Source organism: Porphyromonas sp. COT-052 OH4946 (assembly GCF_000765965.1).
Taxonomy (GTDB): domain Bacteria; phylum Bacteroidota; class Bacteroidia; order Bacteroidales; family Porphyromonadaceae; genus Porphyromonas; species Porphyromonas gulae.
Genome location: NZ_JQZY01000015.1, coordinates 1 through 15,834, shown reverse-complemented (window position 1 = coordinate 15,834; position 15,834 = coordinate 1). Strand labels below are relative to the sequence as shown.

Sequence of the window (15,834 nt, the reverse complement as noted above, 5' to 3'; positions counted from 1 at the left end):
TGGCAATGATCAAACGAACGCTTTATTTTGGCTCACCAGCCTATCTCAGCCTAAAGCTCGGGCAACTTGAGATAAGACTACCGGAGGTTGAACTGACCGACAGTCTGCCTGCGCATATCAAAAAAGCCGGTCGCCAATCAATTCCGATAGAAGACTTGGGCATCGTTGTATTGGATCATAAACAGATCACCATAACCCAAGCCTTATTGTCTGCTCTGATCCAAAACGGCTGTGCCATCATTAGTTGCGATGACTCCCACCATCCTACAGGGATGCTGCTGTCCTTTCTCGGACACTCGGAATTAGGCGAACGTGTACATGATCAGATAGGAGCCTCCCTGCCTTTAAAGAAGCAAATGTGGCAACAAACTATTCGAGCTAAGATTGCCAATCAGGCTGTTGCTCTCAGCCACACCACCAAGCAGCCCCATCCAAATATGCATGCTTGGATAGATCTGGTAAAATCCGGAGATGCTAATAATATCGAGGCGCGTGCAGCCGCATATTACTGGACTAATATTTTCCCAGAACTCCCTTCTTTCAAAAGAGACAGAGAGGGTGATTGGACAAATAAGCTGCTCAACTACGGATATGCCATCGTCAGGGCTATGGCTGCAAGAGCGATTACAGCTGCAGGACTATTACCTTCTGTCGGGATTTTTCATCACAACAAATACAATCACTTCTGTTTAGCGGATGACCTGATGGAGCCTTACCGTCCCTATGTGGATATTTTGGTTTATCGGTTAATTCAAAAAGACATAAAAAATCCACCACTCAGTTTGTCGTCCGAGCATAAAAGAGAGCTTCTGAGTTTACCTGTTATGGATACCATCATCGATGGCAGAACTCATCCCATGAGCATCGCCATGCACCATAGTGCTACATCCCTATATCTATGCTTCGCCGGCAAAGAGCGAAGAATACTCTATCCTCATATGTGATGAGTCAATACATATCCAGATATTCAGCCTATAGAAGTATGTGGGTAATGGTATTCTTCGATCTACCTACGGATACTGCAGCCGACAGGAAACGTGCAGCAACCTTTCGCAAAAACCTGATTAAAGATGGTTTCGAGATGTTCCAATTTTCTATCTATATTAGGCACTGTGCAAGTAGAGAGAATGCAGAAACACATTGCCGACGAGTCCGTTCTGCTATTCCTGAAAAGGGCAAAATAGGTTTGATGACAATCACAGACAAACAATTTTCGGCCATGGAGATCATTTGTGGGAAAGGAAGAGAATATTATCAGCCGCCCCTCCAACTTGAGCTTTTTTGAATATATCCTAGCATCTTTTGCGGAATTAACCCTTTTTATCTGGGGTATAGAAATTAAAAAGCCGAGAGAAATCTCGGCTTTTCGGTTACACACAGATGTTTTTTTCTTTCTCTCAATCCCTCTCTATATCCTCTATTACAGGTGATTACGGGGATTCTGCTGTGCGTTGCAACAAAATTACTAAATCTGAAAGCTATTCCCAGTCAGTGTTATTGTAAATTGATATACTTTTGAGCTGTGCGTTGCAACAAAATTACTAAATCTGAAAGCTATTCCCAGTGGGATGGGGTATGAATATCCAGTATTAGTGCTGTGCGTTGCAACAAAATTACTAAATCTGAAAGCTATTCCCAGTAAGACCAGTATACATGGCTGCCATACGAATGCTGTGCGTTGCAACAAAATTACTAAATCTGAAAGCTATTCCCAGTAACCATGACAGAATATCTATAGAGAAATACGCTGTGCGTTGCAACAAAATTACTAAATCTGAAAGCTATTCCCAGTCGGCAATGTTACTGCAAACGGTTGGTGCAGGCTGTGCGTTGCAACAAAATTACTAAATCTGAAAGCTATTCCCAGTAACGAAATGATATTATAACTTGCAACGAGAGCTGTGCGTTGCAACAAAATTACTAAATCTGAAAGCTATTCCCAGTAAGCTTTTGAAATCGTGAATGATAACAGTTGCTGTGCGTTGCAACAAAATTACTAAATCTGAAAGCTATTCCCAGTTCCTTTTGTCCTGTCACTACGATATAATAGGCTGTGCGTTGCAACAAAATTACTAAATCTGAAAGCTATTCCCAGTCGTCAATGCTATTACAAACAGTTGGAGCAGGCTGTGCGTTGCAACAAAATTACTAAATCTGAAAGCTATTCCCAGTATGCAATGGAATGTTTTACTTGAGGCAAACGCTGTGCGTTGCAACAAAATTACTAAATCTGAAAGCTATTCCCAGTACAAAGTTCTCTTACCGACAAATCTATCGGGCTGTGCGTTGCAACAAAATTACTAAATCTGAAAGCTATTCCCAGTGCATACAGTCTTCCGCGAACACGGCGATCTGCTGTGCGTTGCAACAAAATTACTAAATCTGAAAGCTATTCCCAGTTGTCGGGACTTACCGCTTTCGCGACAAAACGCTGTGCGTTGCAACAAAATTACTAAATCTGAAAGCTATTCCCAGTATGGCAGAGACCAGATTTGTAATAAACGACGCTGTGCGTTGCAACAAAATTACTAAATCTGAAAGCTATTCCCAGTACAGCTGATAAACGCGACTCTTTTTTGACGGCTGTGCGTTGCAACAAAATTACTAAATCTGAAAGCTATTCCCAGTATCTCCCTCGACGAGTACTATGAGGGTAACGCTGTGCGTTGCAACAAAATTACTAAATCTGAAAGCTATTCCCAGTACTAAAAAATGAAAGAAATTATCAAGGAAAGCTGTGCGTTGCAACAAAATTACTAAATCTGAAAGCTATTCCCAGTTAGCGTTGTGGTTTATCGTACAGCGTCATAGCTGTGCGTTGCAACAAAATTACTAAATCTGAAAGCTATTCCCAGTAAAAGGCGGCCAAATGGCTGTGCTCCGACAGCTGTGCGTTGCAACAAAATTACTAAATCTGAAAGCTATTCCCAGTATATCTATACTGCTATCTTCTACTATTGTTGCTGTGCGTTGCAACAAAATTACTAAATCTGAAAGCTATTCCCAGCGAAAAAATGGAAAGCACAAAATCCTGAAAATAATAATCTACTCAAAAATCATGCACCAAAAAAGTTTTCAACAACGAAGATGAGTTTGGAATGATTCCAAATAAGCATCTGCGGAGAAAAGAAAAACGAGGCAAAAGTAGCGAGGAAATGGACTTTCACGGACTAAAATACGAATTAAAACAAGCCGGACAACAATCTGTATATAAAGCGTTTTCAATTTGTATATAAATCGTTTTCAATAAATATATAGATCGTAAGTGATTTATATATAAATCGCAGACCCCAAAAAGCCTTTTCCGAAGTCGGAATAAAAGAAGCACCCGCCGAATTCTACGGAGAACTCCGACGGGTGCAGTCCGGATATGTATGTGGTGGGGCCTATGCCAAGATGCTATCCTTTTGCATGTGATTCAATGTAGCTGCACGATTCCGCTCTGCGATCTCGGATCGGATCGAGGGCTGTCGCTGTACCGAGGTATCCGAATAGGAGCCTATTCGGGTTTGATGTCAGGTGATGGGGCGTAGACGGTAGTTTGTCGATGTGTGGCATACTGTATAATAGTCTCTTTTTCAATTTATTGCTCGCCTCCAATACACGGGAAATTCACGGTTCGGAGCAATGCTTTTCGGGAAGACAAAATTAGCCAAATCTTTTTTCTCCCGCCAACGGCCGGTATGCTTGCTCTTGGCTGCAGGTGTGTGAGCAACTGATTACAGATTCGCATAAAGCCAAAAAGTCCGATAAAAAAGATTACCTTTGCACCCGAATAAAGATGGTCAGGTAGCTCAGCTGGATAGAGCAATAGCCTTCTAAGCTATCGGTCCTGGGTTCGAATCCCAGCCTGATCACAGAAAGAAAAAGGGATGCGATAAGCATCCCTTTTTCTTTCTGTGATCGGGCAATAGAGATTCTTCCTTATCTTAGCGCGACTTAAAAAGAGGACAATAGCCTGTCATAGCTTTGTCGTTGCTGCATCGAACAAGAAACACAACACAATGATGAAACGTTTTTTCCTGGCCTTAGGGCTATTACTTCTGTTCGTCCCCATGCTGCAAGCAGGACCGGTGACGCGATCCAAAGCCGAACAAACGGCCAAGAACTTTTTTGCCAAACGGCAATACACAGCCTCTTCATCGGCTCCAAGTATCCGAATGGATTTCGTATATAAGGCTGCTGAAAGAGGGGAGGCTTTATTTTTCATCTTCAATCGAGGAGAAAAAGACGGCTTTGTCCTCGTCTCAGCAGACGACCGTTTTCCCGAAGTAATAGGATATGCCTTCAAAGGGCATTTCGATGCTGCCCGTATGCCGGACAACCTCAGGGGATGGCTCAAAGGTTATGAACGTGAAATGCTTGCCGTAATGGACGGCAAGGCTGATCCGATAGATCCTATCCGTGAAGCCAAGCCCACACGGGACCTGCCATCATCTGTTACCCCTATTTTGGAAACGGGTGAACATGAATCGGATCCGATCTTGTGGGATCAGAGCTATCCATTTAATACCTTGCATCCCCTACTCCCTTCGGGACAACAGGCTTATACCGGTTGTGTCGCCACCGCGATGGGACAAATCATGCGTCATTACAAGTGGCCGGAGAAGGCTTCCGGAGGATATGACTACTACGATGATATGACGGGGACGCATACCCACTACTCCGGCACATTCGGCGATACTTACGACTGGAGCAACATGCCCGGTAGCGTTTCCGTTGATGTCAGCCCCGAAGAGGTCAAAGCACTGAGTACTTTCATGCGCGATGTAAGTTTTTCAGTCAATATGCAATTTGCAAGTTTCGGCAGTGGCACCTATTCTCTGTTCGTCGAGCGTGCTTTGCGTGAGAATTTTCATTACAAGAAATCGCTTCGCTACGTCTATCGTTTCAACACTCCGAGTCCGGAGTGGAAAGCTATCATCCGTAAGGAACTGGCAGAAAACAGGCCTGTGTATTATGCCGGTGCAGACGGATCGATGGGACATGCTTTCGTCTGCGATGGATACGAACCGGACGGAACGTTCCACTTCAACTGGGGATGGGGCGGTATGAGCAACGGTAATTTCTACCTCAACCTACTCAATCCGGGTTCGCTTGGGACAGGTGCAGGCAATGGTGGCTACTCCACTGACCAAGAGGTTATCATAGGAATAGAGCCTGCCAATGATGGCGATCCCGGCATCGTACCGGATCCGACCATCACGCTCTATGGGTTGCAACACAAGATGTCCGAAGAAGCACTTGAGCTGAATGTGAAAATCAAGAACTATTCCACTTATGCCGGGGATGTAAAATTGGCTTACCGCTTGACGCTTCCCGATGGAACGGAAACGATCAACTCAGCCGTCACCGTCCCCATCATCTGGGAAGACATTATCGGAGAAAGCACAGGCAACATAACCATACCACGCAGTCGATTTGCCGAGGGGAAAAATATCATCTCCATACTCTATCGAACAGATGGTATGGCGGATTGGAAAGAACTCAAGCATATACTTATGGGGCTTGTCAATAAGATAGAAGTGACTATGCCTGCCGGAGATGTAGCTTACTCCGTTGCCGATGCCAGGATCGTTCTCAAAGACGGTTCTCTTTCGCACAACCTGAAAGCCTACTCCGACTGTAAGCTCGGTGCCACAGTCTACAACCCGGGTACGGAAGAATTTCGCAGTCGCGTCACCTTTGCCCTCCGCAATACAGAGGAACGGCTCTATTTCCTTGGCAGACGTTTAGTCGAATTGCTCCCGGGAGATGAAGACGGCGAAAAAGTTTCGCTGACAATAACGGGACTCAAAGCTCGTGCAGGACAATACATGCTTGTCTGTACAGGTGATATGGAATCGCTTATGGAAGATGCCTCATGGATCGAGCTGGCTTCCATAGAAGTAGCAGAGAATACGAGTACCCATTCATCGTTGCTGGTGGCCTCCAATCCACAGATCGATCTTCTCACAGTTCATCGGGCCAATCCCGAGACATTGCCGACTTTCAGCATCACGAATGAAGGTGGTGCTACTTTCTCCGGAGAAATCGAAATAGTGGCTATAAAGGCTCATTCGGAAGCTTTCTTCCAAGCGAAAAAAGAACACATGAGTCTTGCCAAAGGAGAAACCCAAGTATTGTCTCCGGAACTGACTGCGGCCTCTTCTCTCTATACAAATGCCGATCTCTTTCCCGATGGTATCTATTACATTGTCATCAGAGAGCAGGGATTTTGGGATCCGATCGATTTGTTTGGGGACTATTACTATCGTATTCGTCTCGTTACGGACCTATCCTCTTCGGACATTGCAGGCAAGGACGCTTCTACTATAGTACTCTATCCCAATCCTGCTCGTGATTATGTCCATGTAGCCATTCCTCCTACATATGCAGGAAGCACACTTCGCATGTTCGATATTCAAGGGCGAATGCAGCTCTCCACGAAGATCGAATCTGCCGATATGCGCCTCGACATCGGACATCTCCCGAAGGGTACCTATATCGTTGTGGTAGAAGACATGGTCGGGAAGCTCTTCATTCGCTGATTTAGTCTGTCAGCAGCAATAACCGACAAGGGCAATACCGGAAGGGAGATCCCCTCAGGCATTGCCCTTGCATCGTTTGTTAGGATACACCAAAGAAAGGAGATAAAGAGTTCGGTTTGCTTCATACTGATGGGATCCTCAATAGCATTTCCGCTTCTTCGCCGATGGCGATATTATATCACGAAGGCTTTTTCTTGTGCAACTCCAGTATTCCCAATACCGTTTATTTAGTATAAATCCGACTTCAAATACCTACAAGTTGGGATTGTTCGTTTTTTGTGAACGTCTCAACTTTGCAGCCGGATAGAACCTAATAACGTAAGATCAGATAATTATGAAAAAAATCATTTTCTCCGCACTCTGTGCATTGCCTTTGATTGTCTCTCTCACTTCTTGTGGAAAAAAGAAAGATGAGCCGAACCAACCCTCCACGCCCGAAGCAGTAACCAAAACCGTAACTATCGATGCTTCGAAATACGAAACGTGGCAGTATTTCTCTTTCTCTAAGGGTGAAGTCGTTAATGTTGCCGACTATAAGAACGATTTGAATTGGGACATGGCCCTCCACCGATATGACGTTCGTCTCAATTGTGGTGAAAGTGGCAAGGGAAAAGGTGGTGCCGTATTCTCCGGTGTGACAGAGATGGATCAGGTCACTACCGTTCCTGCAGAAGGTTATATGGTAGACGTTCTTGGTCGTATTACAGTCAAGTATTCGATGGGACCTGATGGCCATGTGATGGAGCATGAAGATCAGGGCTTCAGTGAAGTGATTAGCGGTAAGAAGAATGCGCAAGGATTTGCTTCTGGTGGCTGGTTGGAATTCTCTCACGGCCCTGCCGGTCCCACTTACAAGCTGAGCAAAAAAGTTTTCTTCGTTCGTGGTGCTGATGGAAATGTTGCCAAGGTGCAGTTCACTGACTATCAGGATGCAGAACTGAAAAAAGGAGTCATCACTTTCACTTATACGTACCCCGTTAAATAAGTTAAGAGGGAAATATGAAAAGTGTAGTAACAAAGCAGGCCCTCATCGGCCTGCTTTTCTTTAGTATAAGTATATACTCCCATGCGGCCAACCCTCCGGCCCAACCCATAGATACCACCGTATGCCGCAACATCGCTCTTGACGATGTGGTTGTAACCGGTAGCCGTACAGTCCGTCTGCTTAAAGATGTGCCTGTCCCCACAAAGGTGTTCAAGGCTAAAGATATAAAAGCTATCGCCCCTTCTTCTTTTATTGACGTACTGCAGTATATCCTTCCCGGGATCGAATTTACCAAGCATGGTTCCAGAGATCAGCTCAATGCTCAGGGCTTTGACGAAAGCTCTATTCTCTTCCTCGTCGATGGCGAATTGATTTCAACGGGATCTACCAGTGGGATAGATTTCGAACGAATCAATCCGGACGACATCGAGCGAATCGAGGTGCTCCGCGGAGCTTCCTCTGCGTTGTACGGATCCAATGCTATCGGAGGTGTTATCAATATCATCACCCGTACAGCCAAGGATCCTTTTCGCGTATCTGCTTCGGCTCGATACGATAGTCGCGACGGACAGAAATACGATGTAGCGGCAGGGGTGAAACGTGGGATCTTCTCCAGTCAAACCGGTGTACAATATAGAGCGGACAAAAGCTATATTTTGGCCGATCAGTTCGAGCAGGAACTGAATGTCGCAGGCAATACGACATGGAATATAAATCAGAAGTTTACAATCACTCCGAAAGAAAACTTATCCTTCAACCTTGCTGGACTGGTGAATCTGCGTAAGCAGCACTGGACGGATAAGATCGACTTTCTGTACAACTCCTACGATGTCAAAGCCGGTGCCAACTGGCGTATCAGCGAGACTTCGGATCTGGACATTTCTTATCACTACGACAAATACAGCCGTGATACCTGTCTGATCAAAACTGAGAACCAAAAGAAACTCCCCATTTTCGATGAGGATATGCACCATTTACGAGCACAATACAATCTCAATCTTGCTGAAGTCCACTTTTTCAATGTGGGTTTGGAGTATATCCATGATAATGTAGCATCGCCCCGTCTTTCCTCTCCGAGCAACCCGGGGGAAAAGTCTGTGAACAACAAAATCCTATACGGACAGTACATATATAAAGTAACCCCCAAACTCGTATTGAGCTATGGAGGACGCTTGGACAAGCACTCCGGATTCGGCTTGCACTATACATCGCGCCTGTCTGCCATGTACAAGTGCAGCCATGTCACCAATCGCTTGTCTTATGCGGAAGGGTATCGTGCCCCTTCTTTGCAGGAAATGTACTTTTTCTTCAATCATGGTGCCTTCTTTATTTACGGCAATCCGAATTTGAAACCGGAGAAGAGCCGCATGCTCTCATACTCGGCAGAAGCTCACTGGAATAAGCTTACACTGATGGGGAACGTCTTCTTCAACCATGTTCGCAATCGGATCGATTTCACCTACAAAGGCACAGATTTGATCTACACCAACGTATCGAAAGAAATGAGAATATTCGGCTTTGAAGGACAAGCCAACGTAGTATTGCCTTACGGCTTTGGTTTTCGAGCTTCGTATTCCTACACTTATGATCGATGGAAGGCGACCGATAAGGCCGGAACTGAGATGAAACTCTCAAACACTCGCCCTCATGCAGCTACTGCCACTCTCTCTTACGGACACAATTTCTCGAAGAATTACAGACTTGCCTCCAACTTCTCCGCGCGCTTCCTTTCCGATCTGAAAACAGGGCGCATGAACTCCGACGAGTTGTTTGAGGAAATAACGTATCCGGGTTACACCATCTGTCGTTTGGATATAGAGAATCATTTCTATCGGAACTATACGCTCCATATCGGTGCGGAGAACCTGTTCGATTATAAACCCAAAGCATTGGCATTCAATTCCCCGACATCACCCGGGCGTATCATATACGGGTTGGTTCGGATCACTTTCTAATACGACTTATTTGCAACAGAAATATAATTCGTTACGATGAAGAAAAAAATAATTTATCTGTTGGTAGCCATCTTATTGGTGGCTATCGGCTTTGCATTTTGGATGTTCCGTCCACAACCCTCGCGTGTGGCATTGGTGAACTTCCCCCAGTTTATGGTGGCACGAATGAGTCTTTCTTCCGATGCACGAAATGTGACAGTAAACGTTGAGGACGACCTCAGCAAACTGAAGAAGTACGATGCGGTACTATGCTTCGGCATGGGTGCAAAATGGAACGAAGACGATCGTGCCCAGATCAAGAGTTTGGAAGAAAAGCAGATCCCCTATATCGTGATGTCTGCCACCAATCCGGAGAACAACCTCTGCTCTATCGATAGCACAAAGGCGGAAGTACTCTCCAAATACTTCAGCTATGGAGGTGGCAAGAACTATAGATCGGGATTCAACTACCTGCGTCAGGAGATTCTGGGAAAATCTCTTCGGGAAGGTAAGATCGAGGCACCGATCGAGTATGCCGGCAACCTCTTCTTCGGCAAGACCGATGAGGATATTTTCGAATCCATGGATACTTATATGCAGTACTATCGTACGCATGGTTATCGCGAGGGTGCTCCGCGCGTAGCACTGCTGATAGGCTTCGGCAATCCCTTCAACTCGAACCGCGAGCATATAGACGAGCTTGTAGCCTCTTTGGAAAAAAGCGGACTCAATGTCTTCCCGTTTTCAGCAGGCAATAAGCGTCTCGAATTCTTGGAACTCATCAATCCCGACCTTCTGATTTATATGCCTCACGGACGTTTGGCAGCAGGCCATTCCACTGAAGCGGAAGCATGGCTGCGCAAGCAAAATGTTCCTATTCTGGCACCTCTTACAATCGGCAATCTTCGAGAGACTTGGTTGGAAGACAAGCAAGGTATGGTAGGCGGCTTCTTGGCACAGAGCGTATCGACTCCCGAGTTGGACGGTGCCATGGTTCCCTTTGCATTGGTTGCTCTCGAAAAAGATGCCAAGACAGGATTACAACTCTTCAGAACCATCCCCGGACGACTGGAGGTATTCACCAGTCTGGTGAACAAATACATCGTCCTAAAGAACAAACCCAACAAGGAGAAGCGCGTTGCCATCTACTATTTCAAGGGACCGGGACAAAACAGCCTCGTAGCACAAGGAATAGAGACCCTGCCTTCTATCTATAATGTATTGCGCAAGATGCAGAGCGAAGGCTATGACCTCACCGGATTGCCCACCGATGAAGCTGCTTTCGAAAAGATTATCATGACGCAAGGAGCTATTTTCAATAGCTATGCCGAGGGCAATCTGGCACGCTTTACCGAAAGCGGCTATCCGGCATTCGTACCCACAAGTGATTTGAAGCAATGGATGCAAGAAGTCCTTACATCGAATCAAATCCAGCTTCTGCAAGAACGCTACGGAGAAGCTCCCGGAGAATACTATTCGATGGAGCAAAACGGAGTGGGCGGCATCGGTGTAACCCGTGTACAGTTTGGCAATGTCGTTCTTTTGCCTCAGCCCGTACAAGGTGGAGGAGCCAATGACTTCAAAGCCGTACACGGCTCTAATCCGGTACCTCCTTACGCCTATGTAGCCTCATATCTGTGGACACAGAAAGCATTCAAAGCAGATGTGATGATGCACTTCGGTACGCATGGCAGCCTTGAGTTTATCCCCGGCAAGCAGATTGCTCTCTCTTCTGAGGATTGGACAGACCGCCTCGTCAATGACCTGCCCCATATCTACTACTACACCATCGCCAATATCGGTGAAGGAATGATCGCCAAGCGCAGAAGCTATGCCGGTACGGTATCTTATTTGGCTCCTCCTTTCATCGAAACGCGCATGAGGGGTCAAGTAAGCGAGTTCCTCAGCTTGACCGATAAATATCTGGAGCAGGACAACGATGATAAAGCCCTGTCTCTCCGCATCAAGGCCTTGGCCGTGAAGAACGGCTACCATCGCGATCTGAAGCTCGACTCCATCCTCGACAAACCTTATACACGTGAGCAAATCGTCTCTCTTTCCGACTTTGCCGAAGAACTTGCTGTCAGCAAGATCCCGGGTGGTATGTACAAGACAGGCGTTATGTTCCCGGAAGAAAAGATCCGTTCTTCCGTGAAGCATATTGCTACGGATCCTATTGCTTATGCTTTGGCTGCTATCGACCGTCAGCGTGGACGCTACACGCAGGAGCAGCAGGATAGCGAACGATTCTTCACCAACCATTATCGTCGTCCTGCCGAGGCTCTGGTGGAGCGTTACCTGGGACGCGAGACGGTGGATGTGAATGCAGCATTGACTACGCTGGGTGTACTGTCCAGTGAAATTGCCCAATCCGAAGCCGTAGTCCGCTCTGCAGAGGATAAAGCATCTTCCATGCGCGAGCAAATGATGGCTGCATCCGGCGGCCGTATGCCTACATCGGCCGAGATGGCGATGATGAGGAAGATGGGCGAGCAGATGAGAGCAAACGGAGGTTCCGGACCCGACTCGGCACAGATAGCTGCCATGAAAGCCATGGCTGCTAAGATGAAAGCAAATGGAGGAAAGGAACCCGACTCGGCTCAAATCGCTGCCATGAAAGCGATGGCCGCTAAGATGAAGAGCGATGGAGCACAGCACGCTATGCCTTCTCACGGCAAGGATTCTATGCAAGCGGCACATTCGGAAAAGGCAAAAGCCATGATGCCCGATAAGTCGAAAGCCAAGCAACCGGCCATGGCGAATCAGCCGTCACGAGAACTTACGGCCAAAGATAAAGCCATGGCAGCAAGCATCAGCGAACTCAAGCATGCCATTGCCCAAATACCTTTCTACTATAAGGCACTCAAAAACAGCCCACAGCTGGAGCTGACCTCTATGATGAACGCCCTCGCCGGCGGTTATACGGCACCCTCGCCGGGTGGCGACTATATCGCCAATCCGGAGACACTTCCTACCGGAAGAAACCTTTTCTCCATCAATGCCGAAGCCACGCCATCAGCAGCTGCATGGGAAAAAGGAAAGAAGATGGCAGAGGACATGCTGGCCGACTATGCTCGCCGTCACAATGGCGAACTTCCTACGAAAGTCAGCTTTACGCTATGGAGCAGTAGCTTCATCGAAAGCGAAGGTGCTACCATAGCCGAAATACTCTATCTGCTCGGAACGGAGCCCGTACGCGATCCGATGGGACGTGTGCAGGACATCCGACTGATACCGATCGAAAAGCTCGGCCGCAAACGCATCGACGTGGTAGTACAAACATCCGGACAGCTTCGCGATTTGGCAGCTTCTCGCCTGTTCCTTATCCAAAAGGCTGTGGATCTGGCTGCTGCCCAAAAGTCCGAGAGCGACAACGAAGTTGCTCGCGGTGCAGTGGACGCGGAGAAAGTATTGCTCGGCAAGGGCCTTTCTCCGGCTGATGCACGTATGCTGGCTACGCAGCGTGTATTCGGTGGCGTGAACGGCAACTACGGTACCGGCATCCAATCCATGGTCGAAAGCGGTGATCGCTGGGAAACCGAAAAAGAGATTGCAGATGTTTACCTCAACAACATGGGCGCAATCTACGGTATGCAAGGTCGCTGGGGAGATTTCCAGCAAGGTATGTTCGAAGCAGCTTTGCAGAATGTGGATGCCGTGGTACAACCTCGCCAGAGCAATACGTGGGGAGCCTTGAGCCTCGACCACGTCTATGAATTCATGGGTGGCCTCACGCTCTCTGTCCGCCAAGTGACGGGCAAAGATCCGGAAGCATACTTCAACGACCTGCGCAATCGTCACAAGACGCGCGTGCAAGAACTGAAACAAGCCATCGGCGTCGAAGCCAGAACCACGATCCTCAATCCTACCTATATCCAAGAGCAGCTCAAAGAGGGACAGAATGCCGCCAACGGAATTGCCGAAACGATCCGCAATACCTATGGCTGGAATGTCATGAAGCCTTCGGCCATCGACAAAGAATTGTGGGATGACATCTACGCTACTTATGTGAAAGATGAGAAGAATCTGGGCGTCCACGAATTTTTCCGCGAAAACAACCCTGCCGCTTTGCAGGAGTTCACTGCCGTAATGATGGAGACCGCACGCAAGGGGATGTGGAAAGCTACACCCGAACAGCTGAAAGCTATTGCCGAATTGCATGCCAAATCCGTGGCTGAATTCGGAGCCGGCTGTAGCGGATTCGTTTGCGACAATGCCAAGCTGCGCAGCTTCATCGGCGAACGCCTCGATGCAAGTGACAAGAAAGCCTACGAAGAGAAGGTAGCCGATGCTCGCGAAGTATCGATCAAGGATGCCAAGAAGGGACAGCGACTCAAGAAAGAGACTCGCTCAAGTGAGGATACCTCCAGCCCTGTCACCTCTTACCTGCTGCCTGCAGGAGTAGCCCTCGTGGTGATAATCCTGATACTCTTCCTCATTGCCAAGCGCAGAAAAGGAAAAGAATGAGAGAAGTCCTGCTGACCATAGCCTTATTGGCTACGCTCAAGTATCTGTTCGAGGAGGGAGTACATAGTTCCCTCCTCGTCCGATGCTTGCATGCGGCGACCTACGCGGCTTTCATCGCACTCGTACACGGACTGACGCAACACGTCAGCCGGATGGAGGTCGAAACCCTCCTGTACTCGCCCGAAGCCCTGCGCAATGTCTCTCTGGCCGTCATGGTGGATCTACTGTATGTCGTATATATATGTACGCACCGTCCCTCCTCCTTCCGCCTGTACCGAACGTGGGTGCGCCATCTGCCTCCGCTCCTGTTCTTCCCCACCCTCTTCTATCTGCGTCTGAGTCTGTTCTATGTCCTGCCGGGCTATTCGTTCGTTGGAGTTTCCATCGTGATGGCCCTCATCGTGGCAGCTCTGAGCATAACGGCTCCCTATCTGTGGAGAGCACTCGGACTCAAACGGGAGGCCTTGCGGGAACCGCTTGTTCTGCTTTCGCTCTGCACCTTTGTCTTCGTCATTGCTGCCGGAGTGTTGCACCCCGACTCCGCAGTGCGAACAGCCGGTATCACTACCGACTGGTGGCAGGCACTCTATCTCTTCCTGATCGTCTTGGCCGGAGCCTCAATCGGCTATTTGGCCCCTCGCCTGTGGGCTGTAATCAGAAGAAAAAACAACCGAAAAAAATAATCATCGAATCGGACCGGATCCTCATCCCACGCCGAACCACTCACTAACAATACTTTCCCAATGAACTTCTTGTCCAACGTCATGTTTTGGGTCTCCAACGGCCTGTTGGTACCGGTAGTCGCCGGACTCATCTATCTTTTCATCAAATCTCTTCTCCTCCTCGGCACCCTCTTCGGCACATGGCAGAGCTACCGCCGCCGGCAGGAGACCTTCGCCCGCATCATCGAAAACAAAGCCGGCCTCGACACCGAAGCCCTCAGAGCCGAAGCAGCCAAACGCCCCCACGCCCCGTTCGAAAATGTGCTGGCCGAAGTCCTCGATGCAGATCCCGCCCGTCGCAATCTGCTCATCGGCCGGTACGAACTCTCTCGTGAGCAGCGTCTGAGTTCGGCCAAAGTACTCACCAAGTTCGGCCCCATACTCGGTCTGATGGGAACGCTTATCCCGATGGGTCCGGCCCTTGTCGGACTCTCCACGGGCGACATCGGACAGATGGCCTACAATATGCAAGTAGCCTTTGCCACCACGGTCATCGGTATGTTTGCCTCGGCTGTAGGGTACATAGCCCTGCACATCGTGCGCACTTACAACCGGAACGACCTCGTTTGGCTCGATTACATCAACGAAAAACTCTCCTGATCGCCATGTCCAGAAGACGCTTCCACGAAGAAGACACGGATCCCTCCTCACTCGTATCCAACCTCTTCGACGTAGCCATGGTCTTTGCCGTGGCTCTGATGGTTGCCCTCGTCACCAAATTCAACATGACCGAAGTCTTCAGCAAGGAAGACTACACGATCGTTAAGAATCCCGGCAAGGACAACATGGAAATCCTGATCAAGAAAGGCGATAAGGTGGAGAAGTACACCCCGTCCGACGAATCCTCCGATGGAGCCGGCAGCAAAGGCAAGCGCGTAGGTGTAGCTTACCAGCTGGAAAGCGGCGAAATCATCTACGTGCCGGAAGACTAAGACGGAGAAACCGGCTATTATCATCCGACCTCAAGCCCAAAAGCTCTTTTTTCTATTTCCTCCGGCCCTGCGAAAGCACTTTTTGCAGGGCCGGTTTTTTATATCAAACGCCGTAGACAAAATAACTAGTCGTCCCTTAAAATTCTTTTTAATCTCTGATATTCACCAAATTAGTTTGCGAATATCTTTGCTAAATCTGCAAGTTTTCTTATCTTCATAGCAGAAAACTTGCAGATTTTATGATTAAAAAGCCCTATAATACCC

Annotated in this window: 9 protein-coding genes, 1 tRNA gene and 1 CRISPR repeat array; all 10 genes read left to right on the top strand. The window is 47.9% G+C overall.

Features of this window, described 5'->3' with window-relative positions; all coding sequences use genetic code 11:
* Window positions 1-5: 5 nt before the first annotated feature.
* The 10 genes from cas1 (at window position 6) to HQ50_RS06580 (ending at window position 15,570) form a co-directional block, all read left to right on the top strand.
* Entirely contained in the window at window positions 6-944 is a 939-nt protein-coding gene (gene cas1, locus HQ50_RS06625) for a type II CRISPR-associated endonuclease Cas1 (RefSeq protein WP_039418294.1), read from the top strand.
* Window positions 945-955: 11 nt separating this feature from the next.
* Window positions 956-1,285, top strand: coding sequence for a CRISPR-associated endonuclease Cas2 (gene cas2 / locus HQ50_RS06620; protein ID WP_200879156.1), 330 nt, complete (start codon window positions 956-958; stop codon window positions 1,283-1,285).
* Between the two features lie 158 nt (window positions 1,286-1,443).
* Window positions 1,444-3,007: direct repeats of the CRISPR family, unit length 46 nt; unit sequence GCTGTGCGTTGCAACAAAATTACTAAATCTGAAAGCTATTCCCAGT.
* 776 nt (window positions 3,008-3,783) lie between these two features.
* Window positions 3,784-3,857 (top strand) — tRNA-Arg (locus HQ50_RS06615).
* Between the two features lie 147 nt (window positions 3,858-4,004).
* Complete coding sequence (locus HQ50_RS06610) at window positions 4,005-6,530, top strand: C10 family peptidase (RefSeq protein WP_235317950.1); 2,526 nt, start codon at window positions 4,005-4,007, stop codon at window positions 6,528-6,530.
* Between the two features lie 334 nt (window positions 6,531-6,864).
* Entirely contained in the window at window positions 6,865-7,515 is a 651-nt protein-coding gene (locus HQ50_RS06605; protein WP_039418298.1) for an HmuY family protein, read from the top strand.
* Window positions 7,516-7,529: 14 nt separating this feature from the next.
* Window positions 7,530-9,470, top strand: coding sequence for a TonB-dependent receptor (locus tag HQ50_RS06600; protein WP_039429248.1), 1,941 nt, complete (start codon window positions 7,530-7,532; stop codon window positions 9,468-9,470).
* Between the two features lie 36 nt (window positions 9,471-9,506).
* Window positions 9,507-13,916, top strand: a complete 4,410-nt coding sequence (locus HQ50_RS06595; RefSeq protein ID WP_039429247.1) for a cobaltochelatase subunit CobN — start codon at window positions 9,507-9,509, stop codon at window positions 13,914-13,916.
* Window positions 13,913-14,599: a hypothetical protein gene (locus tag HQ50_RS06590; protein WP_039429246.1), complete on the top strand. Its 687-nt coding sequence runs from the start codon at window positions 13,913-13,915 to the stop codon at window positions 14,597-14,599. The genes HQ50_RS06595 and HQ50_RS06590 overlap by 4 nt, the downstream gene beginning before the upstream one ends.
* A 60-nt stretch (window positions 14,600-14,659) precedes the next feature.
* Complete coding sequence (locus HQ50_RS06585) at window positions 14,660-15,238, top strand: MotA/TolQ/ExbB proton channel family protein (protein WP_039429245.1); 579 nt, start codon at window positions 14,660-14,662, stop codon at window positions 15,236-15,238.
* Between the two features lie 5 nt (window positions 15,239-15,243).
* Complete coding sequence (locus tag HQ50_RS06580) at window positions 15,244-15,570, top strand: DUF2149 domain-containing protein (protein ID WP_004585349.1); 327 nt, start codon at window positions 15,244-15,246, stop codon at window positions 15,568-15,570.
* Window positions 15,571-15,834: the final 264 nt, after the last annotated feature.

What these genes read in the sequence shown, in the direction of transcription:
- HQ50_RS06585 (WP_039429245.1), top strand. Translation starts at nt 14,660, where the DNA reads ATGAACTTCTTGTCCAACGTCATGTTTTGGGTCTCCAACGGCCTGTTG.
- HQ50_RS06595 (WP_039429247.1), top strand. Translation starts at nt 9,507, where the DNA reads ATGAAGAAAAAAATAATTTATCTGTTGGTAGCCATCTTATTGGTGGCT.
- HQ50_RS06600 (WP_039429248.1), top strand. Translation starts at nt 7,530, where the DNA reads ATGAAAAGTGTAGTAACAAAGCAGGCCCTCATCGGCCTGCTTTTCTTT.
- HQ50_RS06580 (WP_004585349.1), top strand. Translation starts at nt 15,244, where the DNA reads ATGTCCAGAAGACGCTTCCACGAAGAAGACACGGATCCCTCCTCACTC.
- HQ50_RS06605 (WP_039418298.1), top strand. Translation starts at nt 6,865, where the DNA reads ATGAAAAAAATCATTTTCTCCGCACTCTGTGCATTGCCTTTGATTGTC.
- HQ50_RS06590 (WP_039429246.1), top strand. Translation starts at nt 13,913, where the DNA reads ATGAGAGAAGTCCTGCTGACCATAGCCTTATTGGCTACGCTCAAGTAT.
- HQ50_RS06610 (WP_235317950.1), top strand. Translation starts at nt 4,005, where the DNA reads ATGATGAAACGTTTTTTCCTGGCCTTAGGGCTATTACTTCTGTTCGTC.
- cas1 (WP_039418294.1), top strand. Translation starts at nt 6, where the DNA reads ATGATCAAACGAACGCTTTATTTTGGCTCACCAGCCTATCTCAGCCTA.